The 25062-nt window shown below is 64.2% G+C and carries 21 protein-coding genes; 12 read left to right on the top strand and 9 right to left on the bottom strand.

Annotated features, from left to right (window positions below; translation table 11 throughout):
• The first annotated feature begins 20 nt into the window (after positions 1-20).
• Both WM94_RS16235 and WM94_RS16230 read left to right on the top strand, forming a co-directional pair.
• Positions 21-1433: an aminotransferase gene (locus WM94_RS16235; protein ID WP_061551680.1), complete on the top strand. Its 1413-nt coding sequence runs from the start codon at positions 21-23 to the stop codon at positions 1431-1433.
• A 53-nt stretch (positions 1434-1486) separates the two neighbouring features.
• Positions 1487-2320 (top strand): helix-turn-helix transcriptional regulator, encoded by an 834-nt coding sequence (locus WM94_RS16230; RefSeq protein WP_256207024.1) that lies wholly within the window; start codon positions 1487-1489, stop codon positions 2318-2320.
• Positions 2321-2481: 161 nt separating this feature from the next.
• Here WM94_RS16230 and WM94_RS16225 read toward each other — a convergent pair whose 3' ends face one another.
• Entirely contained in the window at positions 2482-3816 is a 1335-nt protein-coding gene (locus tag WM94_RS16225; protein ID WP_061551678.1) for a D-serine ammonia-lyase, read from the bottom strand.
• A 202-nt stretch (positions 3817-4018) separates the two neighbouring features.
• Entirely contained in the window at positions 4019-4891 is an 873-nt protein-coding gene (gene catR, locus WM94_RS16220; protein WP_039613888.1) for an HTH-type transcriptional regulator CatR, read from the bottom strand.
• A gap of 135 nt (positions 4892-5026) precedes the next feature.
• On the opposite strand from catR, the gene WM94_RS16215 reads away from it, so the two are divergent.
• The 5 genes from WM94_RS16215 to WM94_RS16195 all read left to right on the top strand — a co-directional run bounded on the left by WM94_RS16215 (position 5027) and on the right by WM94_RS16195 (position 10536).
• A complete protein-coding gene (locus tag WM94_RS16215; protein WP_039613887.1) occupies positions 5027-6148 on the top strand; it encodes a muconate cycloisomerase family protein in 1122 nt (373 codons plus the stop codon).
• A 150-nt stretch (positions 6149-6298) separates the two neighbouring features.
• Positions 6299-6589 carry a muconolactone Delta-isomerase gene (gene catC / locus WM94_RS16210; RefSeq protein WP_013973066.1) on the top strand — a complete coding sequence of 97 codons (291 nt, stop codon included), beginning with the start codon at positions 6299-6301 and terminating at the stop codon, positions 6587-6589.
• A gap of 43 nt (positions 6590-6632) precedes the next feature.
• Positions 6633-7568: a catechol 1,2-dioxygenase gene (gene catA, locus WM94_RS16205; RefSeq protein WP_013973065.1), complete on the top strand. Its 936-nt coding sequence runs from the start codon at positions 6633-6635 to the stop codon at positions 7566-7568.
• 248 nt (positions 7569-7816) lie between these two features.
• The gene (locus WM94_RS16200; protein WP_061551677.1) at positions 7817-8311 is read left to right on the top strand and encodes a GNAT family N-acetyltransferase; all 495 of its coding nucleotides are present in this window, start codon (positions 7817-7819) and stop codon (positions 8309-8311) included.
• A gap of 128 nt (positions 8312-8439) precedes the next feature.
• Positions 8440-10536 carry a bifunctional diguanylate cyclase/phosphodiesterase gene (locus WM94_RS16195; RefSeq protein ID WP_039613884.1) on the top strand — a complete coding sequence of 699 codons (2097 nt, stop codon included), beginning with the start codon at positions 8440-8442 and terminating at the stop codon, positions 10534-10536.
• 173 nt (positions 10537-10709) lie between these two features.
• Here WM94_RS16195 and WM94_RS16190 read toward each other — a convergent pair whose 3' ends face one another.
• A complete protein-coding gene (locus WM94_RS16190) occupies positions 10710-11534 on the bottom strand; it encodes an aldo/keto reductase (RefSeq protein ID WP_061551676.1) in 825 nt (274 codons plus the stop codon).
• A 247-nt stretch (positions 11535-11781) separates the two neighbouring features.
• Here WM94_RS16190 and WM94_RS16185 point away from each other — a divergent pair, with 247 nt between their 5' ends.
• Positions 11782-12660, top strand: a complete 879-nt coding sequence (locus WM94_RS16185) for a DMT family transporter (RefSeq protein ID WP_015270753.1) — start codon at positions 11782-11784, stop codon at positions 12658-12660.
• A gap of 177 nt (positions 12661-12837) precedes the next feature.
• On the opposite strand, the gene WM94_RS16180 is transcribed toward WM94_RS16185, so the two are convergent.
• Together WM94_RS16180 and WM94_RS16175 are read right to left on the bottom strand one after the other, a co-directional pair.
• Positions 12838-13434: a hypothetical protein gene (locus tag WM94_RS16180; protein WP_061551675.1), complete on the bottom strand. Its 597-nt coding sequence runs from the start codon at positions 13432-13434 to the stop codon at positions 12838-12840.
• A gap of 99 nt (positions 13435-13533) precedes the next feature.
• Entirely contained in the window at positions 13534-14439 is a 906-nt protein-coding gene (locus WM94_RS16175) for a LysR family transcriptional regulator (protein ID WP_013973059.1), read from the bottom strand.
• Between the two features lie 363 nt (positions 14440-14802).
• On the opposite strand from WM94_RS16175, the gene katG reads away from it, so the two are divergent.
• Entirely contained in the window at positions 14803-17049 is a 2247-nt protein-coding gene (katG, locus tag WM94_RS16170) for a catalase/peroxidase HPI (RefSeq protein WP_061551674.1), read from the top strand.
• Positions 17050-17265: 216 nt separating this feature from the next.
• Positions 17266-18594, top strand: coding sequence for a CDP-diacylglycerol--serine O-phosphatidyltransferase (gene pssA / locus WM94_RS16165; RefSeq protein WP_082810587.1), 1329 nt, complete (start codon positions 17266-17268; stop codon positions 18592-18594).
• A gap of 335 nt (positions 18595-18929) precedes the next feature.
• On the opposite strand, the gene WM94_RS16160 is transcribed toward pssA, so the two are convergent.
• On the bottom strand, positions 18930-19889 hold the full coding sequence (locus WM94_RS16160) for a DMT family transporter (protein WP_061551672.1): 960 nt from the start codon (positions 19887-19889) through the stop codon (positions 18930-18932).
• A 258-nt stretch (positions 19890-20147) separates the two neighbouring features.
• Complete coding sequence (locus WM94_RS16155; protein WP_015270748.1) at positions 20148-20468, bottom strand: hypothetical protein; 321 nt, start codon at positions 20466-20468, stop codon at positions 20148-20150.
• Between the two features lie 25 nt (positions 20469-20493).
• Between WM94_RS16155 and WM94_RS29205 the strand changes: the two genes are divergently transcribed.
• Positions 20494-20637, top strand: coding sequence for a hypothetical protein (locus WM94_RS29205; RefSeq protein ID WP_024087313.1), 144 nt, complete (start codon positions 20494-20496; stop codon positions 20635-20637).
• 167 nt (positions 20638-20804) lie between these two features.
• Positions 20805-21950 (top strand): GGDEF domain-containing protein, encoded by a 1146-nt coding sequence (locus WM94_RS16150; protein ID WP_038409787.1) that lies wholly within the window; start codon positions 20805-20807, stop codon positions 21948-21950.
• A 419-nt stretch (positions 21951-22369) separates the two neighbouring features.
• Here WM94_RS16150 and ppnN read toward each other — a convergent pair whose 3' ends face one another.
• The gene (gene ppnN / locus WM94_RS16145; RefSeq protein WP_061551671.1) at positions 22370-23743 is read right to left on the bottom strand and encodes a nucleotide 5'-monophosphate nucleosidase PpnN; all 1374 of its coding nucleotides are present in this window, start codon (positions 23741-23743) and stop codon (positions 22370-22372) included.
• A gap of 212 nt (positions 23744-23955) precedes the next feature.
• On the bottom strand, positions 23956-25017 hold the full coding sequence (locus WM94_RS16140) for a YeiH family protein (RefSeq protein WP_061551670.1): 1062 nt from the start codon (positions 25015-25017) through the stop codon (positions 23956-23958).
• Positions 25018-25062 lie beyond the last annotated feature (45 nt).

Genomic DNA, 25062 nt, shown 5'->3' with positions numbered 1-25062 from the left:
TCACTGCCAAGGAGCTGCCCATGGCCACCCCACGCAAAGCATTCGCCATTGCCCACGATCCCCTGGTGGAAGCCGACAAGGCCCACTACATGCACGGCTACCACGTGTTCGACGAGCACCGCGAGCAAGGCGCGCTGAACATCGTTGCCGGCGAGGGCGCCTACATCCGCGATACCCACGGCAACCGCTTCCTCGATGCCGTCGGCGGCATGTGGTGCACCAACATTGGTCTGGGCCGCGAGGAAATGGCCCTGGCCATCGCCGACCAGGTACGCCAGCTGGCCTATTCCAACCCGTTCTCCGACATGGCCAACGACGTGGCCATCGAGCTGTGCCGGAAGCTTGCGCAGCTGGCGCCGGGTGACCTGAACCATGTGTTCCTCACCACCGGCGGCTCGACCGCGGTCGACACTGCCTACAGGCTGATCCAGTACTACCAGAACTGCCGTGGCAAGCCGCACAAGAAGCACATCATCGCCCGCTACAACGCCTACCACGGCTCCACCACGCTGACCATGTCGATTGGCAACAAGGCCGCTGACCGGGTGCCGGAGTTCGATTATCACCACGACCTGATCCACCACGTGTCCAACCCCAACCCGTATCGCGCCCCGCACGACATGGACGAGGCCGAGTTCCTCGACTTCCTGGTGGCCGAGTTCGAGGACAAGATCCTTTCGCTGGGGGCCGACAACGTGGCGGCGTTCTTCGCCGAGCCGATCATGGGCTCGGGCGGGGTGATCATTCCGCCCAAGGGTTACTTCCAGCGCATGTGGCAGCTGTGCCAGACCTACGACATCCTGTTCGTCGCCGACGAAGTGGTGACTTCGTTCGGGCGCCTGGGCACCTTCTTCGCCAGCGAGGAACTGTTCGGCGTAACCCCCGACATCATCACTACCGCCAAGGGCCTGACCTCGGCCTACCTGCCGCTGGGGGCGTGCATCTTCTCCGAGCGCATCTGGCAGGTGATCGCCGAGCCGGGCAAGGGCCGCTGCTTCACCCACGGCTTCACCTACAGTGGCCACCCGGTGTGCTGCACCGCGGCGCTGAAGAACATCGAGATCATCGAACGCGAGCATTTGCTGGAGCACGTCAAGGACGTTGGCGGCTACCTGGAACAGCGCCTGCAAAGCCTGCGCGAGCTGCCGCTGGTGGGGGATGTGCGCTGCATGAAGCTGATGGCCTGTGTCGAGTTCGTTGCCGACAAGGCCAGCAAGGCGCTGTTTGCGGACGAGGTGAACATTGGCGAACGCATCCACAGCAAGGCCCAGGCCAAAGGGCTGCTGGTGCGGCCGATCATGCACCTGAACGTGATGTCGCCGCCGTTGATCATTACCCATGCGCAAGTGGACGAGATCGTCGAAACCCTGCGCCAGTGCATCATCGAAACCGCGCGCGAACTCACGGCGCTTGGCCTGTACCAGGGCCGATGAACCTGGCGCAAAGGGCTGTGCGCGGGCGTGCCTGGCAGGCTAGACTGCCGGGCATGACCCAGGCCTCTCCCGACACCCCGCTTACCCTTTCACTGGGCGCGCTGCAGCAATGGCATGCGGCGCTGCAGCGCGCACTGGCCCACAGCGAAACGCCCGAGGCGCTGGCGCATGTGGCAGCCGCCATCGGCCAGCTGGTGCGGGTGGAATCGATGATGATCAGCCTCGAGTGCCAGGGGCGGGCACCGCAACTGTTGTACCAGCAAGGCATCCCCGACCTGCACCGCGCCGCCGTGCTGGAGCGCTACTTCACTGCCGGCTACCTGCTCGACCCGTTCTGCCTGGCCGTGCAGAGCGGCCTGGCCGAGGGCTTCTACCACCTGCAGGAAATCGCCCCGGACAACTTCTTCGACAGCGACTACTACAAGGCCTACTACCTGGGTACCGGTTGCAGTGAAGACAGCTACTACATCGTCGACCTCAGCGCTGGCCGCAAGTTGTCGCTGAGCCTGTTCCAGGGCTGCAGCGGCACACGGCTGAGTACGGGGCAGATCGACCTGCTGCGCGCGCTGGAGCCGATGGTACGCGAGCTGCTGGGGCGCTACGCCCGGCACCATCTGGAGCCCGGCCCCGCTTCGGCGGAGCGTGGCAGCCTGCAGGCGGCGTTCGACAGTTTCGGCTGCCAGGTGCTGACCGACCGTGAGCGGGAGGTGGCGCACATGATCTTGCGTGGGCATTCGGTGAAGTCCACCGCGCTGGAGCTGGGCATCTCGCCGGAAACCGTGCGCATGCACCGCAAGAACCTGTACCTGAAGCTGGAGATCAACTCGCAGTCGGAGTTGTTTGCGCGGTTTATCGACTGGCTGCGCGGTGATCACCTGGCGGTTTAGCAGCAAAGGAGCAACTGCCTTGCTCACTATTTGAAAGCTGGCGCGATCCCTGTGGGAGCGGGTTCACCCGCGAAGCAGACACCGCGGTGGATGGCACGGGCTTCGCCCGTGTTCGCGGGTGAACCCGCTCCCACAGGTATAGCGCTGCCTCCCAATACCTCTCAGCCCCTGCCTTTAGCCAGATAGGCCGCAAACTCCGCCTCCGGCACCATGCTGCCACCGGTCCCCCAGACCAAATGCGTGGCCCTTTGCATGCGCCCGGCCGACAGGCCCATGCGCGCCAAGTACTCAGGCGCTTCAAGCACCCTGACCATGCCCGGCATCCCCGCCAGCGCCGAAGGCTCCAGCCGCGCATTCTCCTGGTCATGGGCCAATACCAACAGCCGGTACAGCGCCTCGTCGCTGACTGTGTAATAGCCATCGAGCAAACGCTGCATCGCCTTGCCGACAAAGCCGGAAGGGCGGCCCACCGCCAGGCCGTCGGCGGCGGTCAGGTTGTCGATGCCGAAATCCTGCACGCTGGTGGCGTCATGCAAACCGCTGTACACCCCCAGGAACATGCAGGGCGAGTGGGTGGGCTCGGCGAAGATGCAGTGCACATGGTCGCCCCAGATCAGCTTCAGGCCGAACGCCACGCCACCGGGGCCACCGCCGACCCCACAGGGCAGGTAGACGAACAAGGGGTGCTCGGCATCTACCTTGATGCCCGCGGCTTCGAACTGGGCGGCCAGCCGCTCGGCCGCCACGGCATAGCCGAGGAACAGGTGTGGCGAGTTCTCGTCGTCGACGAAGTAGCAGCCCGGGTCCGCCGCCGCCTGCTGGCGCCCTTGCTCCACCGCCACGCTGTAGTCGCTTTCGTACTCGACCACGTTCACGCCATGGGCGCGCAGTTTGTCCTTCTTCCACTGGCGGGCATCGGCCGACATGTGCACGGTCGCCTGAAAGCCCAGTCTGGCGCTCATGATGCCGATCGACAGGCCGAGGTTGCCGGTCGAGCCGACCGCAACCTTGTACTGGCTGAAGAATTGCCGGGCCTGGTCGCTGGCCAGTTCCCGGTAATCGCTGTCGAGGCTGATCAGGCCGGCTGCCAGGGCAAGGTCTTCGGCATGCTTGAGCACTTCATGAATACCGCCGCGGGCCTTGATCGAGCCAGAGATCGGCAGCTCGCTGTCGGCCTTGAGCCAAAGTGAACCGCTGGCAGGCAGGCCCGCTGCCTGCAGCAAGGTGGCATGCAGTTTGGGCAGCGGGCGCAGTGGTGACTCGATGATGCCGCCGGTGGCGGCGGTATCCGGGAACACGCTCGCCAGGTAGGGGGCAAAGCGTGCCAGGCGGGCACTGGCAGCACTGACATCGGCGGCGCTTAAACCGACGTCGGCCAGGGCTTGGGCGGCCGGGGCAATGTGCGGGTTGAACCAACGGGTTTCGCGCAGGGCCACCAGGTCGTCGATCAGGGGGTGGGAGCTGCACCATGCTTGCAGTGTCTTGCCGTGAATCATGCTGGGTATTCCTGTTGGTTGATGATGGCCGGGGTGTGACACAAAAGTGCGCCTACAGACAGACGCGGACCCTGTGGGAGCGGGTTTACCCGCGAAGAATTCAACTCGGTGCATGGCACGGGCTTCGCCCGTGTTCGCGGGTGAACCCGCTCCCACAGGGGGCAGGTGTTTAGCCAGACCGTTGAGGTCAGGGAGCGCGTGCTCATTCGGCCTGTTGTGCAATCAATGTCAGGCAGCGCTGCACGATCGGGCTCACATCGCCCTTGCGTCGGCTGAGGATGATCGGGCTGACGGCGCCGCTGTCGAGCAGGCTTACATATTCGATATCGGTGCGGTGCTGCTGTTGCACCGACGCCGGCACCAGGGTCACGCCCACGCCGACGGCCACCAGACCGATGGCGGTCTGCAGTTCGTTGGCCCATTGGCTGACGCGGATGCTCATGCCGTGGTGGGCGAACAGTGCCAGCACATGGTCGGCATAGCTGGGCCGCGGGTTGGCCGGGTAGAGGATGAACGCCTCGCCAGCCAGCTGGGCAAGTGTAAGCGGGCTGCTCGCCAGCGGGTGATCCTTGGGCAATACCGCCACCAGCGGGTCCTCGCACAGCACTTGTTGGTGAATCGCCGGGTCATCGATGCGAATGCGCCCGAAGGCGATGTCGATGCGCCCGCTTTTCAGCGCCTCCACCTGCTGCAGCGTGGTCATCTCGTTGAGGCCCAGTTCCAGCTCGCTGTCCTGGCGCAGCTCGCGGATCAGCTCCGGCAGCACCTTGTACAGGGTCGACGGGGCGAAGCCGATCCCCAGCCACTGGCGCTGGCCCTGGCCAATGCGACGGGTGTTGTCGCTGATGTTCTGCAGCTGCTGCAGCACGGTGCAGCTCTGTTCGTAGAAGAAGCGACCCGCCTCTGTCAGCCGCAGCGGGCGCTCGCGCACTACCAGCAAGGTACCGAGCTGGTCCTCGAGTTGGCTGATCTGCCGGCTCAGCGGCGGCTGGGCAATGTGCAGCAGCTCGGCGGCGCGAGTGAAGTTCAGGGTTTCGGCCAGGACCTTGAAGTAACGCAAGTGGCGCAGCTCCATCAGACCTCCAGGGTATGGTGGGAGATTCATTCGATATTGGACGGCTATCAGGGTCTCGCGCAATCCTTGAACAAGCAAGTAAATGCACCACTCGGGCCTGCGGCTGGCAGCCCGAAACAACGGGACCTGGCAACAATGACAAGTGTGCTGATTGAACGTATCGAGGCAATTATCGTAGACCTGCCGACCATTCGCCCGCACAAGCTGGCGATGCACACCATGCAGCAGCAGACCCTTGTGGTATTGCGTGTTCGCTGCAGTGATGGCGTGGAAGGCATCGGCGAGGCCACCACCATCGGCGGCCTGGCCTATGGCTACGAAAGCCCGGAGGGCATCAAGGCCAACATCGATGCGCACCTGGCGCCAGCGCTGGTTGGCTTGCCGGCTGACAACATCAACGCCGCCATGCTCAAGCTGGACAAGCTGGCCAAGGGCAATACCTTTGCCAAGTCGGGTATCGAAAGCGCCTTGCTCGATGCTCAGGGCAAACGCCTGGGCCTGCCGGTCAGCGAACTGCTGGGTGGCCGCGTGCGCGACAGCCTGGAAGTGGCCTGGACCTTGGCCAGCGGCGATACCGCCCGCGACATCGCCGAAGCCCAGCACATGCTGGAGATTCGTCGGCATCGGGTGTTCAAGCTGAAGATCGGCGCCAACCCGTTGGCCCAGGACCTCAAGCACGTGGTGGCGATCAAGCGCGAGCTGGGCGACAGCGCCAGCGTGCGGGTCGACGTCAACCAGTACTGGGACGAATCCCAGGCCATCCGTGCCTGCCAGGTGCTTGGCGACAACGGCATCGACCTGATCGAGCAACCGATTTCGCGCATCAACCGCAGCGGCCAGGTGCGCCTGAACCAGCGCAGCCCGGCACCGATCATGGCCGACGAGTCGATCGAAAGCGTCGAGGACGCCTTCAGCCTGGCTGCCGACGGCGCGGCCAGCATCTTCGCCCTGAAAATAGCCAAGAACGGCGGCCCGCGCGCCGTACTGCGTACCGCGCAAATCGCCGAGGCTGCCGGCATCGCCTTGTATGGCGGGACCATGCTCGAAGGCTCGATCGGCACCCTGGCTTCGGCTCATGCCTTCCTGACCCTGCGCCAGCTCACCTGGGGCACCGAGCTGTTCGGGCCGCTGCTGCTGACCGAAGAAATCGTCAACGAGCCGCCACAATACCGCGACTTCCAGCTGCACATCCCACGCACCCCAGGCCTGGGCCTGACCCTGGACGAACAGCGCCTGGCGCGCTTCGCCCGCCGCTGAGTCACGCTGGCTGAAAGAACACACAACCCCTGTGGGAGCGGCTTTAGCCGCGAAGCAGGCGACGCGGTGGATGGCACGGGCTTCGCCCGTGTTCGCGGGTAAACCCGCTCCCACAGTGTTGGCGCCAAATCAGAGAAAGGAGATACCAGCATGCTGTTCCACGTGAAGATGACCGTGAAACTTCCGGTCGACATGGACCCGGCCAAGGCCGCCAGGCTCAAGGCCGACGAAAAGGAACTGGCCCAGCGCCTGCAGCGCGAAGGCACCTGGCGCCACCTGTGGCGCATTGCCGGGCACTACGCCAACTACAGCGTGTTCGATGTACCCAGCGTCGAGGCGCTGCACGACACCCTGATGCAGCTGCCGCTGTTCCCGTACATGGACATCGAGGTAGACGGCCTGTGCCGGCACCCCTCGTCGATTCACAGCGATGACCGCTGAGTGGCACCTGTCTACCTGACAAGAACAAAATGAGGCAAGCGCGATGACCGTGAAAATTTCCCACACTGCCGATGTTCAGGCGTTCTTCAAGGAAGTGGCCGGCCTGGGCCATGCTGAAGGCAACCCACGCTTCAAGCAGATCATCCTGCGTGTGCTGCAGGACACTGCACGCCTGGTCGAGGACCTGGAAATCACCGAAGACGAGTTCTGGCATGCCGTCGACTACCTCAACCGCCTGGGTGGCCGTAACGAAGCCGGCCTGCTGGCGGCGGGCCTGGGCATCGAGCACTTCCTCGACCTGTTGCAGGACGCCAAGGACGCCGAGGCCGGCCTGACTGGCGGCACCCCGCGCACCATCGAAGGCCCGCTGTATGTGGCAGGCGCGCCGCTGGCGCACGGTGAAACGCGCATGGATGACGGCAGCGACCCGGGCGTGGTGATGTTCCTACAGGGCCAGGTGTTCGATGCCGAAGGCAAGCCGTTGGCCGGCGCCACCGTTGACCTGTGGCACGCCAACACCCAGGGCACCTATTCGTACTTCGACACTACCCAGTCCGAGTACAACCTGCGCCGGCGCATCATCACCGATGCCGAAGGGCGCTACCGCGCGCGCTCCATCGTGCCGTCGGGGTACGGTTGCGACCCGCAGGGGCCAACCCAGGAATGCCTGGACCTGCTTGGCCGTCACGGCCAGCGCCCGGCGCATGTGCACTTCTTCATCTCTGCGCCCGGGCACCGGCACCTGACCACGCAGATAAACCTGGCCGGCGACAAGTACTTGTGGGATGACTTTGCCTATGCCACCCGTGACGGGCTGGTCGGCGAGCTGCGCTTTGTCGAGGATGCTGCGGCAGCGCGTGCTCGCGGCGTAGAGGGTGAGCGCTTTGCCGAGCTGGCGTTCGACTTCCATCTGCAGGCGGCCAAGGCGCCAGACGCCGAGGCGCGCAGCCACCGCCCGCGTGCTTTGCAGGGGGCCTGAGTGATGTTATCGCTCCGGTTGTAGAGGTCGTTGTGGGAGCGGGTTTACCCGCGAAGAATGCGACACGGTGTATGGCACCGGCTGTGCCGGTGTTCGCGGGTGAACCCGCTCCCACAGGGGCCTGCTAAATCAATGAGTGATGTGTTTGTGTTGGTTTTGCCTGGGCCTTTCCGTGCGGGGAGGGCCTGGGCTTTTTGCTGCCAGGGGCGGTTGATCTAGAATCCGCCTTTTTACCCGAGCCCCTCACCATGCCGCCCATCGAACTGTTGGCAACCACTGCCGACCAGGCCCCGCTGATTCGCAACCTCTATCAGTTCTACGCCTACGAGTCCTCGGACTGGGAGCAGGAAGACGTCGAAGTGGACGGCCGCTTCTATATCCATGACGAGCACCTGCAACGTTACTGGGGGGCCGATGGCTGGGGCGCGTACCTGGTGCTGGCAGACGGTTTCATCGCCGGTTTCGTGCTGGTCGAACGCAGCGAGCTGCCGGGCATCGACGCGTTCGAACTGGCTGACCTGTTCATCCTGAAAAAGTACCGCCGACAGGGCATCGGCCGGGCGGTGGCATTGCAGCTGCTGGGCGGCGAGGGCGACTGGTTGATGCGCTGTTACCCACAGGACATGCCTGCCGTGGCCTTCTGCAATGCCGTGCTGGCCGAGCTGTCGCGCCCGGCGCGGCCCATAGCCCTGGATGACGAACCGGGCTTGCTCAATTTCCTGGTCACGGGCGCCCGCCATTGAGGGGGTTGCAAGCCTTCGTTCGCTAATTGAAGGGATCGTGGCTTTTTGTGAGCTACTTCACAAAGTCGTCGTCGAAGGCATAATGCCACCAATCCTTTTCATGCCTTTCGAAGGCCCAGGTAAAAGTCATGTCGCTAGTCGCAAGCCCCGACATCATGTACCGGCTGTTGATCCAGAGTGTGGTGGACTATGCCTTCTACCTGCTCACCCCCGAAGGTATCGTCGCCAACTGGAACCCCGGCGCTCAGCGCGCCAAGGGCTACCTGGCCGAGGAAATCGTCGGCAAGCACTACTCGTTGTTCTACACCGATGCCGAGCGCGCCGCCGGGCTGCCGGCGCTGAACCTTGAGCAGGCCCGCAGCACCGGGCGGTTCGAAGAGATCGGTTCGCGCCTGCGCAAGGACGGCACGGTCTTCCATGCCCATGTGGTGATCGACGCGGTGTACGACGATGCCGGGCAACTGGTGGGTTTTGCCAAGGTCACCCGCGACATTTCCGAGCGTCACCGGCAAGAGCTGGAACTGCTGCAGGCCAAGGAGCTGGCCGAACAGTACAGCCAGGAAATGGCCAAGCTGTCGCAGTTCCTTGATTCGGTGATTGCCAACATCCCCGCCAGCGTCATTGTCCAGGACCTGGAGAGCCAGCGCATCCTGCTGGCGAACCAGCAGGCCGAACGCCTGTTCGGCGGGCCGCAGCGCAGCATGATCGGGCAGTTGCCCGGCGAGTGCCTGGCACCGGGCGTTGCCGGTTACCTGGAACAGCAACTGGCCCGTGGCGCCCGCAGCACCAAGGGGCATGCTGCCGAAACCCGGGTCGACACGGCCTGTGGCCCACGCACCCTGCGCAGCCGCACCTTGCTTAGCCAGAACCGTGAAGGCCAGGCCGACTATGTGTTGTTCGTTGCCGAAGATGCCACCGAAGAGCTGGCCGCCCACGCGCAGATCCACCACATGGCGCACCACGATGCGTTGACCGGGCTGCCCAACCGCACCCTGTTCAACGAACGCCTGCGCCAGGCCCTGGTGCGTGACAGCGAGCACGCCAAGCTGACCGCCGCACTGTGCCTGGATTTGGACAACTTCAAGAACATCAACGATTCGCTGGGCCACGCCTTTGGCGACAAGCTGCTGCGCGCGCTGGGCAAGCGCCTGCGCCGCGAGCTGCGCGAGCACGACACCCTGGCCCGCCTGGGCGGCGACGAGTTTGCCGTGGTGCTGACCGGCCTGGAAGGCCGGGAGGCCGCATGCAACACTGCGCAGCGCCTGATCAACGCGATCTGCCCACCGTTCCAGATCGAGGGTCACCAGTTCACTGTTGGGGTGAGCATCGGCATTGCCATTGCGCCGGAAGACAGCGACCAGGCCGAGCAACTGCTGGGCTACGCCGACATGGCGCTGTACGAGGCCAAGCGCAACGGTCGCAACCGCTACGAGTGCTTCAGCGTCGAACTGGACGTCGCCGCCCGCCAGCGCCGCCTGGTGGAAACCGACCTGCGCACTGCGCTGCACCTGGGCCAGTTGCAGCTGCACTACCAGCCGGTGGTCGACCAGCAGACCAGCAGCGTTACCGGCTATGAGGCGTTGCTGCGCTGGGAGCACCCGACCCGTGGCATGGTCATGCCCATGGACTTCATCCCCATCGCTGAGGAAACCGGGCTGATCCACGAACTGGGCACCCGGGCGCTGAACCTGGCCTGCCAGGAGGCGGCCAGCTGGGACAGCGAGCAGACGGTGTCGGTCAACCTGTCGGCAGTGCAGTTCAAGAATGCCAACCTGGTGCACACCGTGGCCCTGGCGCTGGCCGACTCCGGCCTGCCGCCACAGCGGTTGGAACTGGAGGTCACCGAGTCGGTGCTGCTGGGCAACAGCGAGGAAAACGTGCGTACCCTGCGTGCACTGAAGGACCTGGGCGTGTCCATTTCGCTGGACGATTTCGGCACCGGATACTCCTCGCTGGGTTACCTGCGTTCGTTCCCGTTCGACCGGATCAAGATCGACAAGTCGTTCGTGCATGACATGTGCGACAGCCGCGAGGCGATGTCGATCATTCGCGCCATTACCGACCTGTCCAACAGCCTGATGATCAAGACCACGGCCGAGGGGGTGGAGTCGGAGGAGCAGATGCGCCGGTTGGTGGCGGAGGGTTGCTCGCACTTCCAGGGTTACCTGTACGGGCGGCCGGCACCGGCGAACGAGCGGTTGAAGCAAGTCGTGACGCCGGCATAGTGCCCTTGCGCGGGCCTGCAGAATCACCGCAGCCGATCGGCCCGGCGCAGTACCTGTGGGAGCGGGTTCACCCGCGAAGCAGGCGACACGGTGGCTGGCACCGGCTGCGCCGGTGTTCGCGGGTGAACCCGCTCCCACATGGGCCGTGCAAGCTTTCAAGGCTTGATCAAGGCTTAGCTGTTCCAGTCCGGCGCAAACGCCGGGCTCACCACCCGCTGGTCCTTCGGCAACCCGGCGATCGCCGCGCGGTCCTCGTCATCCAGTTGCACGTTCGACGCTGCCAGGTTGGCCAGCTGGTTCTCGCGGCTGCCGGCCTTGGGGATCACCGCCACGCCGTCCTGGTCCAGCAACCACTTCAGCGCCACCTGGCTGGGCAGTACGCCATGCTTGCGGGCGATCGCCTGGATCACCTGCTGCGCCGCCGCCTGCCCACGGGCCAGCGGGGTGTAGGCGGTGAGCAGCAGGTCGTGGCGGCGGGCGTAGTCCAGCAGCGGTTGCTGGCCGAGCAGCACGTGGTATTCCACCTGGATCGCCGACAATGGCGCGCCCAGGGTTTCCACCACCTGGCGCAGCAGCCCCAGCGGGAAGTTGGCCACGCCGATGCTGCGCGCCTTGCCCTCGTCACGCAGGGCCACCAGGGTTTCGATGCTGCGGGCCAGGTCCCAGTCCTGGCTGGGCCAGTGGATGTGGAACAGGTCGACCTGCTCGGTACCCAGGGCGCGCAGGCTGTCCTCCAGCGACTGGCGCATGGCCTTGGGCGTCAGGCGATCCCACCATACCTTGGTGGTCAGGTGAATCTGCTCGCGCGGTACATCGCTTTCGCGCAGTGCCTGGCCGACGGCGGTTTCGTTGTCATAGGCAGTGGCAGTGTCTATGTGCCGGTAACCCAATTCAAGCGCCTGGCGCACGGCCTGGGTGCACTCGCTGCCGGTCATTGGCCAGGTGCCCAGGCCGATCGCGGGCAGGGCCAGGCCGTTACGGGTGGTGAGCCTTTGCATGTAAATTCCTTGTAGGGTGTGCAGGGTTCGCATTCGATGGTCGGCGATCAGCACGGCACGGGCCATGCGCGTGGGGCGGAAAGTGGTCGATCAGCGAACAGAAATTGCAGTCGGCCTTGGCTGGCGGCGATTGAACTTCCTTATTCTTCGGCATCTCTTCTAAAATTCGAGCTGTTGCATCCGCCAGGCTATGCCTGCGCGGCCTTCCCTGGGCGCCGCATCCAGCCGCGCCGTCATCGAGAGTGCCATGAGTTCCAGCACACCGCTGTCCGGAGTCAACCAACCCCTGCGCGGCATCGCCCTGGTGGTGGTGGCGACGTTCCTGTTCGCCAGTCACGATGCCCTGTCCAAGTTCCTGGGCGGCCTGTACCCGATCATCATGGTGGTGTGGGCGCGGTATGTGGTGCACACGCTGCTGATGGCCGGCATCTTTCTGCCCAAGGCCGGCCTCAACGTGCTGCGCACTCGCCGCCCTCTGTTGCAGACGTTACGCGCCCTGAGCCTGCTGAGTACCAGCCTGCTGTTCACCACAGGCCTGCAGTACCTGCCACTGGCCGAGGCCACGGCGGTCAACTTCCTTGCCCCGGTGCTGGTCACTGCGCTGTCGGCGCCACTGCTGAAGGAGCGGGTGACGGTGGGGCAGTGGGTGGCGGTGGTGATGGGCTTCATCGGCGTGCTGGTGGTGGTGCACCCGGGCGGGGCGATGTTCACTCCGGCCATCCTGTATCCGTTTGGTTCGGCGCTGGGCTTCTGCTTCTATCAGTTGCTGACGCGCATCCTGGCCGCGCATGACAGCCCGACCACCAGCAATTTCTATGCGGGGTTGTGCAACACGCTGGCGATGAGTGCGCTGGTGCCGTTCTTCTGGGAGATGCCGCGTTGGGACCATGCGCTGCTGATGCTGGCGCTGGGGGGCTTTGGCATGACCGCGCACCTGCTGCTGACCCAGGCCTTCCGCCATGCGGCACCTGCCTTGCTGGCGCCATTCAGCTATTGCCAGATCGTGTTCGCCGGGTTGCTTGGGTTGGTTGTCTACAGCCAGGTGCCGGACACCCTGAGCCTGGTGGGCATCTCGGTGATCTGCCTCAGCGGGCTGGGGGCGGCGTGGATGCAGCGGGGTAAGTAGAAGCTTTACCGCTGTTATTACAGCTACAGCACTGACCTGTAGGAGCAGCCTTGTGCTGCGAAAGGGCCGGTGTGGCAAAAGAAATTCTGTGGCGGTACTGGCCTCTTCGCAGCACAAGGCTGCTCCTACTGGCCGGTGCTGTGCCCGAGCATTTGCGCTATATCTGTGAAGGGGGCCTCAAACGCGACCCTTCAACAGCGCCTGCAACGAATCGTCAAAGTCCCGCAGCGCATCCGCCTGCACCGCCCGCTCATCCTCGACCACCCTCGCCACATCGCCCAGACTCTTGCTTGCCCGCCCCTCAGCGCGGCCGATATAGGTCAGCTGGTCATCGAAAAAGCGAGCTACTACCCGGCTTTCGATCTCCGCACTGGCCAAACGGCTTTCGGTGTCCAGCAGCACGATCACGTCCGGGTGGTCGCCCAGCAGTGTGTCCAGGTCGTCATAGAAAGTCACTTCGGCAAACTGCTGCGCCAGTGACCGTGCCAGCCAGTCATACGCCTGGCTTTCGCTGCCCAGGGTCGCAACAGGGACACGTTGGCCATGGGCCGGTGCGCCTGCCTGGGTGCGATGGCTGCCGAGGTATTCGAGGGTCGCTTCGGCATCACGCCCCAGCAGTACTGCCACCCGTTGGCCAGGGGCCAGGGCGACACTGGAAATGGCCGTGGCCGAATAGAAGCGCCCGTAAGGCTGCGTGTCGGTAGCTGCCGGGCTGGCACAACCGCCAAGGGCGGCCAGCAAGGCGAGCAGGGCAGCGATCATGCCGGTTTTCATGGGAGGCCTCATCAATCAGTGAATGCCGCCATCTTCCGCCCGGGCTGGCCGCAGCGGAACTTGATGGTATTCATGGTGGCTATCGATGAGGTCGATGCATCACTGCGTGGCCATGAACTGCAGGATGCGCTCGCGCAGCCAGCGCTCGGCCGGGTCATTGTCCTGGGCACCGCTCCAGACCATCGACAGTTCGGCCTCGGTGATGTCGAACGGCGCCGGATCGGCGCGCAGGCTGCCGTCGTCGGCCAGGGCGCAGGCGGCATAGTCCGGCACCGTGGCGATCAGCTCGGTGTTGCGCAGCAGGGCGCGCAGGCTGCCGAACTGCGGCACCGCCAGCACCACCTTGCGGCAGCGGCCGATGCGCGCCAGGTCGAGGTCGATATTGCCGCTCATGTCGCCGGAGAACGACACCATCACATGCGGGCGGGCGCAGTATTCGTCGAGGGTCAGCGGGCCCGGGCGGTCATCGGCGCGCAGCACCCGCACGCCGATGTTGCGCAGCTTGCGGCGCTTGGCGGTGGCCGGCAGGTCCGTGGTGTAGCTCACGCCCACCGAAATTTCGCCGCTGGCCAGCAGCCCCGGCATCAGCAGGAAGTTGGCCCGGCGCACCACCACACTGATATTCGGGGCCTCTTCGCGCAGCGCCTGCAGCAGGGCCGGGAACAGGCCGAATTCGGCATCGTCCGACAGGCCCAGGCGGAACACGTTGCAGCTGTTGACCGGGTCGAACTCGCGGGCGCGGCTGATGGCGGCGGAAATCACATCCATGGCCGGCCCCAGCTCGGCGAAGATCTGCATGGCCCGTGGCGTGGGCTCCATGGCTCGGCCGTTGCGGATCAGCAGCGGGTCGTCGAACAGCTCACGCAGGCGGGCGAGGGCGGCGCTGACGGTGGACTGGGTAATGAACAGCTTTTCGCCGACCCGGGTCAGGTTGCGTTCGATCATCAGGGCTTCGAACAGAACCAGCAGGTTCATGTCGACGCGGCGCAGGTCGTTGCGATTCATGAGGGTACGGGTTCCGGGTTGGAAGGGGTTGGCGTTGTATTGGAGCATGCGGACAGCTTGGTTGCCTTGTATGGATGTGCCGGCCTGTTCGCGGGCACGAACCTGACAGAGCCAAGCTATCGCCCCTCAATAGGCACTCTATTAGAACTCTGCCCAAGCTCGGCTAGTCTTTCCCCTGGCCCCGCGAATTCTGCCAGCGGGCGGCATGTCAGCACCTGTGTGCAAGACCACGCCAACCCCGTCATGACAGCTTCGCAAGCCCCGTGTAGACCTGATGAGGGGTAGCACGAGCCCACGCGCTCGGCTGAAAGAACACCTGGCATAGACCGGAAATCTGGATAACCGACCCAAAGGTACCCGCAGATGTCGAACGAATCGAAATGCCCGTTCCATCAAACCGCAGGTGGCGGCACCACCAACCGTGACTGGTGGCCTGACCAGCTCAACCTGAGAATTCTTCATCAACATTCCTCCAAATCCGACCCGATGGACCCGGATTTCGATTATGCCAAGGCGTTCAAGAGCCTCGACTTCCAGGCGCTGAAGAAAGACCTGACCGCCTTGATGACCGACTCCCAGGACTGGTGGCCCGCCGACTTCGGCCATTATGGCCCGTTGTTCATCCGCATGGCCTGGCACAGCGCCGGTACCTACCGCATCGGCGATGGCCGGGGTGGTGCGGGCTCTGGCCAGCAGCGCTTCGCCCCGCTCAACAGTTGGCCGGACAACGTCAGCCTGGACAAGGCCCGGCGGCTACTGTGGCCGATCAAGCAGAAGTACGGCAACAAGATTTCCTGGGCCGACCTGATCGTGCTCACCGGCAACGTCGCCCTCGAATCCATGGGTTTCAAGACCTTCGGCTTCTCTGGCGGGCGTGCCGATGTGTGGGAGCCGGACGAAGATGTGTACTGGGGCTCGGAAAAGGTCTGGCTGGGCGGTGACACCCGCTACGGCAAGGCCCAGCCGCCCGGCAAGGGCGACCTGGTGGCGGAACCGGCCAAGCGCCCCGAGGAGCAGGGACGTACCCTGGAGGGCGAGCGCAACCTGGAAAACCCGCTGGCCGCCGTGCAGATGGGCCTGATCTATGTGAACCCGGAAGGCCCGGAAGGCAACCCCGACCCGGTAGCCTCGGGCAAGGACATCCGTGACACCTTCGGCCGCATGGCCATGAACGATGAAGAAACCGTGGCGTTGATCGCCGGTGGCCACGCCTTTGGCAAGACCCACGGTGCCGGCCCTGCCGACAACGTCGGCCCCGAGCCGGAAGCAGCAGGCCTGGAGCTGCAGGGTTTGGGCTGGGCCAACAAGTTCGGCAGCGGCAAGGGTGGCGATACCATCACCAGCGGCCTGGAAGTGACCTGGACTTCCACCCCCACCCGATGGAGCAACGAATACCTCAACAACCTGTTCAACTTCGACTGGGAACTGACCAAGAGCCCGGCTGGTGCCCACCAGTGGCGGCCGAAGGAGGGCAAGGGGGCAGGCACCGTGCCGGATGCCCATGACCCGGCCAAGCGCCACGCGCCTTCCATGCTCACCTCCGACCTGGCGCTGCGTTTCGACCCGATCTACGAGCCGATCGCCCGCCGCTTCAAGGATAATCCTGACCAGCTGGCGGACGCCTTCGCCCGCGCCTGGTACAAGCTGATCCACCGCGACATGGGCCCATTGGCGCGCTATCTGGGCCCGGAAATGCCCAACGAAGAGCTGCTGTGGCAAGACCCGCTGCCAAAAGTGGATCACCCGCTGGTAGGCGAGCAGGACATTGCCGCGCTCAAGGCCAAGGTGCTGGCGGCGGGCCTGAGCGTTGGCGAGCTGGTGGCCACTGCCTGGGCAGCGGCGTCGACCTTCCGCGGTTCGGACAAGCGTGGCGGGGCCAATGGTGGCCGCCTGCGCCTGGCGCCGCAGAAGGATTGGGCGGCGAACCAGGGCACAGGCAAGGTGCTGGCGGCGCTGGAGAAAATCCAGGCCGAGTTCAATGCCGGTGGCAAAAAAATCTCCCTGGCCGACCTGATCGTTCTGGCCGGTGGCGCCGCAGTGGAAAAGGCTGCCAAGGACGCCGGGCACAACGTCAGCGTGGCGTTCCGCCCTGGGCGTGTCGATGCCTCCCAGGCGCAGACCGACGTCGAGTCGTTCGCCGTGCTGGAACCGCTGGCCGATGGCTTCCGCAACTTCACCAAGGCCCGCTACAGCGTCAAGGCCGAGAAACTGCTGCTGGACAAGGCCCAATTGCTGACCCTGACCGCGCCGGAACTGACCGTGCTGATCGGCGGCCTGCGTGTGCTCGGCGCCAACCATGGCGGCAGCCAACAGGGCGTGTTCACCGACAAGGTCGGTACCCTGAGCAACGACTTCTTCCGCAACTTGCTGGACATGTGCGTTGAGTGGAAGCCGACCTCGGCGGATAACGAAACCTTCGAAGGGCGTGATCGCAAGACCGGCCAGGTGAAGTGGACCGGTAGCCGGGTTGACCTGGTGTTCGGCTCCCATGCCCAGTTGCGGGCATTGAGCGAGGTGTACGGCAGCAGTGATGGCCGGGACAAGTTCGTGCGGGACTTTGTCGCGGCCTGGGAGAAGGTTATGGAGCTGGATCGTTTTGACCTGAAATAGCTTCGTCAGAAATGGGGGCGCTTTGCGCCCCTATCGCGACACAAGGCCGCTCCCACAGGTTCGGCGCCGCATGTGGATTCGGCGCTGGCTTGTAGGAGCGGCCTTGTGTCGCGACAGGGCTGCAAAGCAGCCCCATGCTATCCGGGGGCTGGACCATTTCAAACTTCCTGTGCAAGCTGATGCACGACAGTGATTGCACACAGAAGGTGATCGTTCTTGAACCCCGAATCCATGCTGGCGGCATTGCCAGGCTACGCCATGTCGGCCGAGTCGATCCAGGTGCTGCCCGATGCCAAGGCCTACCGCGCCTGCCTGCTCGAGCGCATCCGCGCCGCAACCCGGCGTATCGTCATCGTTGCGCTGTACCTGCAGGAAGATGAGGCTGGCCAGGAAGTGCTGGATGCCTTGTACCAGGCCAAGGCCGCGCGGCCCGGGCTGGAAATCACCATCGTGGTCGACTGGTTCCGTGCTCGCCGCGGTCTGTTGGGCGCCGGGCGCCAGCCGGGTAACGCCGCCTGGTACCAGGCCCAGCGCCAGCACCATGGGCTGGATATCGTCATCCATGGCGTACCTGTGCAGACCCGCGAGCTGTTTGGCGTGTTGCACCTGAAGGGCAGCATCATCGACGACTGCGTGATCTACACCGGCGCCAGCCTTAACAACGTGTACCTGCACCGTTTCGACCGTTACCGCCTGGACCGCTACCACCTGTTCCAGTCACCAGAGCTGGCCGACGCCATGGTCGGGTTGGTGCGTCGCCTGCTGCACCACACCGCCACACCGCGCCTCGACCTGCCGGCGCCACCCTCCACCCGCAGCCTGCGCGGCGAAATCCGGCGCTTGCGCGCGCGGCTGCGGCGCATGGCCTATGAGGCTCCGGCCAGCGGGGCGGGGCAGGGCCTGCGGGTTATCCCGCTGTTGGGTGTGGGCCGTGGCAACCCGCTGAACCGTGCAGTGTGCGCCTTGCTGGCGGCGGCACGCACGCAGGTCATCATCAGCACGCCGTATTTCAACCCACCCCGGGTGCTGATGCGCGAACTTGACCATGCCCTGGCGCGTGGCGTGCGGGTGGAACTGATCGTTGGTGATCGCACGGCCAACGACTTCTATATCGCCCCCGGCGAGCCGTTCAGTGCCAGCGGCGCGTTGCCCTACCTGTACGAAGACAACCTGCGTGCCTTCACCCGACGTCGCCACGCTGCGATTGCCAGCGGCCAGCTGCAGGTGCGGATCTGGAACGACCCCGGGCATACCTTTCATGCCAAGGGCGTGTGGGTCGACCAACGCTATTCGTTGCTGACCGGTAACAACCTGAATCCGCGCGGCTTCAATCTGGACCTGGAGAACGGCCTGCTGATCGATGACCCGCAAGGGCAATGGCTGGGGCCACGGGAAGCAGAGCTGGCCGAGCTGCGCCGGCATGCGCCGAAGATCGGCTCGGCAGAGGAGTTGGGCGCCAAGGCCGAGCACCCCAAGGATGTGCGCAGGTTCCTGCGGCGGCTGCGCTATAGCCGGCTGGAGCCGCTGATCAAGCGGGTGCTCTGAGGGATTTACGCGTTTTTGTGGGAGTGGCCTTGTGTCGCGAAAGGGCCGCAAAGCGGCCCCAGACGTTGGTGTTGCTACCAAAATTGCCGGGGCTGCTCTGCAGCCCTTTCGCGACGCAAGGCCGCTCTCATAGAACTGCACATAACTCATTGAATTAGCAGGGACCCTGTGGGAGCGGCTTTAGCCGCGAACACCGGCGCAGCCGGTGCCATGCACCGCGTTGGATTCTTCGCGGCTAAAGCCGCTCCCACAGGGTACGAGGATCGCTTGCGAATTCAGTTATCTGTGCGACAGCGCAGCCCAAAGGGCTGGGCAATCTTCCACAGTGACCGCAGTCAGGCTGCTGCACCTTTGGCCTCAGCCACCTTTGTTTCCTGTTTGCCCCGCGGCTTGAGCCGCGACACCGCAAACAGCACCACCGCCAACCCGACGACCTGATACAGCGAAATCTCCTCGCTCAGGATCGCCCACGATGCCAGCACCGTCAGCACCGGCCCCAGGTTGCCCACTGCCGCAGTATGGGTCGGCCCCAGGCGCTGTATCGCCAGCGCCACCCAGTAAATCGGCAGCACCGTGGAAAACATCGCCATCAACCCGGCATTGGCCCACACTGCGCCCGGCAACTGCCACAACTGCCCGACCGGTGCCACCACCAGGTAATGCGCCAGCACCATCAGCGAGGACGCAGTACCGCACAGCCCGGCCAGGCGCATCGAGCCCATGCGCTTGAGCATCATTCCGGTGCCGGAGTAATACAGCGCGTAGGTCACTGCACTGGCGAACACCCACAGCGAGCCCAGCACTACCTGCTGGCCAGCCCCGGCCACACTGACGTCGTGGACAAAGGCAATGCCCAGCCCCAGGTAGCACAGGCCCATGGCCGACAAGGTGCGCAGGCTTGGCCGCTCACGCAGGGCGATGGCCTGGAACACCAGCACCAGGGTCGGGTAGGTGAACAGAATCAGCCGCTCCAGCCCGGCGCTGATGTACTGCAGGCCATAGAAGTCGAACAGGCTGGCCAGGTAGTAGCCCAGCAGCCCGAGCAACGCGACACGCAGCCCATCGCCCAGGTTGAGCGGTGCGCTGCCCTGACCACGGCTGGCCCATACCGGCCAGGCGAACATCGGCAGCGACAGCCCCATGCGCAATGCCAGCAGGCTGATGGCGTCCACCGGCCCTGCGGCATAGGCGAGCTTGACGAAGATGGCCTTGAAGCTGAAACCCAGGGCCGCCAGCACGGCGTAAAGGGCGCCGCTTTGCAGTTGGCGCTGGATCAGGCTGCGTAATGCGTTCATGGGTACCCGCGGCAGAAGAAAGACAGGGTTATTCTGAACTGAAGGCAGCCCCACTAGCAGCGCTTTATCGAGGAATTGGCGATGAACCTGGCCATGCTGCCCGAACAGCCGCCGTGCGCGCCGAGCAGGAGCTGCCGGCGCGTCGGGTGGCCCTGGCGGAAAGCTGGGCCACCCTGGAGCTACGTTTGTGTTTCCGCGACTGGGAGCGCCTGAGCTCACATGGGCGGCAACCGGTGAGCTTTTTGTCCGGGCAACGGCTTACTGCGCCGGGGCCAGGCGAATTCCACTCACCTGCACCTGATCACCGGGCTTGAAGCGGGCATTGGGCGAGCGATAGCGCTGGGTACTGCCGTCGTCATGGCGTACCACGTACGCTGCATCGCTGTGCCCGCTGCCTTGTTGCACGGCGGCGCCGCCAAATGCACCCAGGGCTGCACCGACGATGGCGCCGAACGGGCCACCGAGCGCGGCGCCGACCATCAGGCCGGTGACGCCCCCGGCGCCATAGCCCACCGTGTTGTCGGGGCTTTCCGAGAGCACCTCGTCGGCGCAGGCGGGCAGGGCGATGGACAGGGACATTGCCAGAGGGAGGAGGATATTTCTCATGATGGTTATTTCCGCAAGGCAGGTAGTGGCGAAAGAGAATGGTTCAGCTTTCGTGCCAGCAGGGCAGCCCCTGCAGATGGGCGTGTTGCGCTGGTTCGTTGTCATAACGACAGCGGTTTTTGTGGTGCAAATGACACGCTGATGTCAATATGACATTTCACCCGCATGGGTATTGGCCAGGGCTGGGCTATCATTTGCAGGCTGGTGGTGCAAGGCTCCTCTGAAAAGTCATCACGAGCGCATACAATCGGGCCTTTTTCCTCGTTAACCAGATAGGCCAATCCGTTTATGGCGCTTGATCCATCCACGATGCTGACTATCTCGATCGCCCTGGCTGCCGCGGCTGCGTTGTACCTGGCGATCGAGTGGCGCAGCGTTCGCGAGCCGTCGCTGCTGTTCTGGAGCGCAGGCTTTGCCACCATCACGATTGGTTCCACCCTGGCCTTGCTGCGCGGCATCGGTTTGTTGCTGATCGGTATCTGGTTCGCCAACGGCTTGCTGGTGGTGGCGCACTGGTTCTTCCTGATGGGCGTGTTGCGCTTCACCCAGGTGCGGCTGTCGCGTATCTGGTTATTGGTGGTGCTGGTGTGGTTCGCCTTGCTGCTGTTGCCCGTGGGGCCGCAGTGGTCGAAGGTGATGCTGATGGTCAACTCGTTGCTGGTGGCGCTGTTGACGCTCAAGGCCAGTTGGCTTTTGCGGCCGCATGGCAAGTCGCTGAGTGTTGGTGCCGTGCAGTTGCGCTACGTTTTGCTGGTTCATGGGTTGTTCTATGTGGCCAAGGCGATCATTGCGATTACACCGGGTACGCTGATTGACCTGGCCACCTTCGGTGGGTTGATCATTCAGGTTTCGTTGGTCGAAGGTGCGATGGCGATCATGCTGATTGCCTTGTCGATGACCGGCACCGTGCGCTACCGCCGAGAGGAGCGGATTGCCCGTCTGGCAGCCCGTGACCCGTTGACGGCGCTGTACAACCGGCGCGCACTGGAGGTTCGGGCGGGGCCTTTCTTCAAGGCAGTGGATTCAACGCAGCCCGGGGCCTTGCTACTGATCGACATCGACAACTTCAAGCTGGTCAACGACCTGCACGGGCATGTTGCAGGGGACCGCTTGCTGATTGCCCTGAGCGAGATGATTCGCACGGTGCTGCCCGAGCGCTCGCTGGCGGCGCGGCTGGGCGGTGATGAGTTCGTCATTCTGCTGTGTGGTGCGAGCAGCGAGCGGGTCATGGAACTGGGTGGACTGCTGCGCGAGCAGTTCCAGCAGTATGCAAGCAAGACGGTGCCTACGCCGCAGCCGGTCACCTTGAGCATCGGCGCCAACCTGTTCGACCAGCCGCCGACGAGCCTGGCGGCCTTGATCGAACAAGGGGACGTGGCGTTGTACCAGTCCAAGCGCGGTGGGCGCGACAGCATCCGCTTCGTCGAACGGCCGATGGCCGACCTCAGCCAGTAGCAGTTTTGCCTTTGCTTCTGCTTTTGCCTTTGCCTTTGCTTTTTGCTTTTGCTTCTAAGCGCGCGATAGTTCAGGCGCCGCCGATTGCGACTTCAGGAGGCCGAGCGAAGGGACTGCGCAGGGAGGTGACGGGCATGGATGCCCGTCAAGCGCTGAGGCCCCATGGATGGGGCCTGCAGCGCGTACTCCCGGGAGCAGGCCCGTAGCGAGGGGACCCCGGAGCGAAGCGTAGGGGCCGGATGATGGGAGCCGACGGTTTTTGGTTCCTTTTTGCCACGACAAAAAGGGACCCGCCGTAAGGGCGGAAAGGTGACTCAGCGCCAGCATCGCGAATGAATGTCTACTAGATGTGAAGGCCCACATCCAAAAAGCCAAATAGCTGCAGGCCCCATTCATGGGGCCTCAGCAAGAATGGCGAATCAGGTCACCACCTGGTAGCACGGTACATACGCCGCGCCGCCCGGCAACTTCATTCGGTGCTGGTCGACGAACGCCTGCAACAACCGGCCCAGTGGGTCCAGCACGGCGCTGTCGCCATGGATCTGATACGGCCCGTGTTCCTCGATCAGGCGGATGCCCTTGTCCTTCACGTTGCCGGCGACGATGCCGGAAAACGCCCGGCGCAAGTTGGCAGCCAGTTCGTGGGCCGGCAGCTCGCGGCGCAGGTCGAGGTCGGCCATGGCCTGGTGAGTCGGGTCGAACGGGCGCTGGAAGCTCTCCTCGATTTTCAGCAGCCAGTTGAAATGGAAGGCATCGTTGCGCTCGCGGCGGAACTGCTTCACCGCCTTGAGCCCTTCGACCATGTGCCGGGCAACTTCCGCCGGGTCATCGATGATGATCTCGTACAAGCGATGCGCCGCCTCACCCAGCGTGGCGCCGACGAATGCGTGCAGCTGTTGCAGATACGGCTCGGCGCTGCGCGGCCCGGTGAGTACCACCGGGAACGGCAGCTCCTGGTTGTCCGGGTGCATGAGGATGCCCAGCAGGTAGAGGAACTCCTCGGCCGTGCCGGCACCGCCCGGGAAGATGATGATGCCGTGGCCGACACGGACGAAGGCTTCCAGGCGCTTCTCGATGTCCGGCAGGATCACCAGTTCGTTGACGATCGGGTTGGGCGCTTCGGCGGCGATGATGCCGGGCTCGGTCAGGCCCAGGTAGCGGCTGCCGTGCATGCGTTGCTTGGCGTGGGCAATGGTGGCGCCCTTCATCGGGCCTTTCATCACTCCTGGGCCGCAGCCAGTGCACACGTCCAGCTTGCGCAGGCCCAGCTCGTGGCCGACCTTCTTGGTGTACTGGTACTCCTCGCTGCTGATCGAATGGCCACCCCAGCACACCACCATCTTCGGCTCCACGCCCGGGCGCAGGGTGCGAGCGTTGCGCAGCAGGTGGAACACGTAATCAGTGATGCCCTGGGAGCTTTCCAGGTCGATGCGCTGGCTGGCCAGCTCGCTTTCGGTGTAGACGATGTCGCGCAGGGCGCTGAACAGCATTTCACGGGTGCTGGCTATCATTTCGCCATCAACGAAAGCATCGGCCGGGGCATTCAGCAGCTCCAGGCGCACGCCGCGGTCCTGTTGATGAATACGCACCTCGAAGTCCTGATAGGCCTCGAGGATGGTCTTGGCATTGTCGACATGGGCGCCGGTGTTGAGGATGGCCAGGGCGCACTGGCGGAACAGGGTGTAAAGGCTACCGGTACCGACTTCACTCAGTTGCTGCACTTCACGTTGTGACAGCGTCTCCAGGCTGCCTTTGGGGCTGACGGATGCATTGATGACATGGCGTTGAGGCATCTAAGTCTTTCCTGTGCGGGTAAAACATCCTTCTTTGACAACACCATACCGAGAAATTTGGACGGCAACGAGGGGGGGCAACAAAAACCTCATCAGACCGAGCCGCCTGCTTCGCGGGTAAACCCGCTCCTACAGGTATCGCGTTGCTTTCAGAACCTGCGCCGTACCTGTGGGAGCGGGTTTACCCGCGAAGCAGGCGACTCGCTCTCAAGTCATCCCAACAGCCTCTGCACGGCCAGGGTAATCGCCACGCCACCAAACACCAGCCAGAGGTTGAGAATCGCCCCGGTGGCCAGGGCCCGCGGCCCGGCCTGGCGAATCTGGCTGAAGCGTGTCTCCATCCCCAGCGCGGTCATGGCCATGGTCAGGGCAAAGGTATCCAGGCTGTTGACCGCCTGCGTCACGCTACCCGGCAACACCTGCAGCGAGTTCACCAGTACCAGCGCGAGGAAGCCGAAGGCGAACCAGGGCATGGCGATGCGCCCGTTGCCCTGTGCCTGGCCCGGCTGGCGCGCGCGGCTGATCCAGAGGCCCACCACCAGCAGCACCGGTACCAGCAGCATCACCCGGGTCATCTTGACGATGGTGGCGATATGTGTGGCCTCGGGGCTGACGTTGCTGGCCGCACCGACCACCTGGGCCACCTCGTGAATGGTGCCACCCAGGAACAGCCCGGCGCCCATGGTATCCAGGTGCAGCCAGCCGGCATTGATCGCCAATGGGTAGAGGAACATCGACAGGGTGCCGAACAGCACCACGCTACCAACCGCCATGGCGCTTTTATGCGGTGCGCTGCGCAGGGCCGACTCGAAGGCCAGAACCGCAGCGGCGCCGCAGATGGCGCTGCCTGCGGCGGTCAGCAAGGCGGTATCGCGGTCCAGCTTGAACAGCTTCATGCCACACCACAGGCCAATCAGCAGGGTGCTGGACACCACCAGCAACGACACGATGAGCCCGGACCAGCCGACTTCGGCAATTTCCTGCAGGCTTACCCGCAGGCCGAAGAAGGCCACGGCAATGCGCAGCAGGCCGCGGGCGGAAAAGTTGATACCCGCCGCCCAGCTGGCGGGAACGCCGTCACGCAGTGCATTGCCGTAAAGCGCACCGGCGACGATACCGACGATCAGCGGGCTGATACCCAGGTTGGCGATGACGGGCAGGGCGGCCAACTGGGTGACCGCAAGCGCGAACAGCGCGACGAACAGGATGCCATTGAGCCGCCCTCGGGTAGAGAGGGTAGGTGCAAAGGCGGGGTTGGACGGAGCCGTGGCCATGTGAGTCCTCCGGAAAGGTGTTTCGACATGGCTTACGTTAATCTG

Origin of the sequence: Pseudomonas sp. ABFPK (assembly GCF_001586765.1) — a bacterium.
Lineage (GTDB): Bacteria > Pseudomonadota > Gammaproteobacteria > Pseudomonadales > Pseudomonadaceae > Aquipseudomonas > Aquipseudomonas asiatica.
This window is presented reverse-complemented; position numbering and strand designations above follow the sequence as displayed.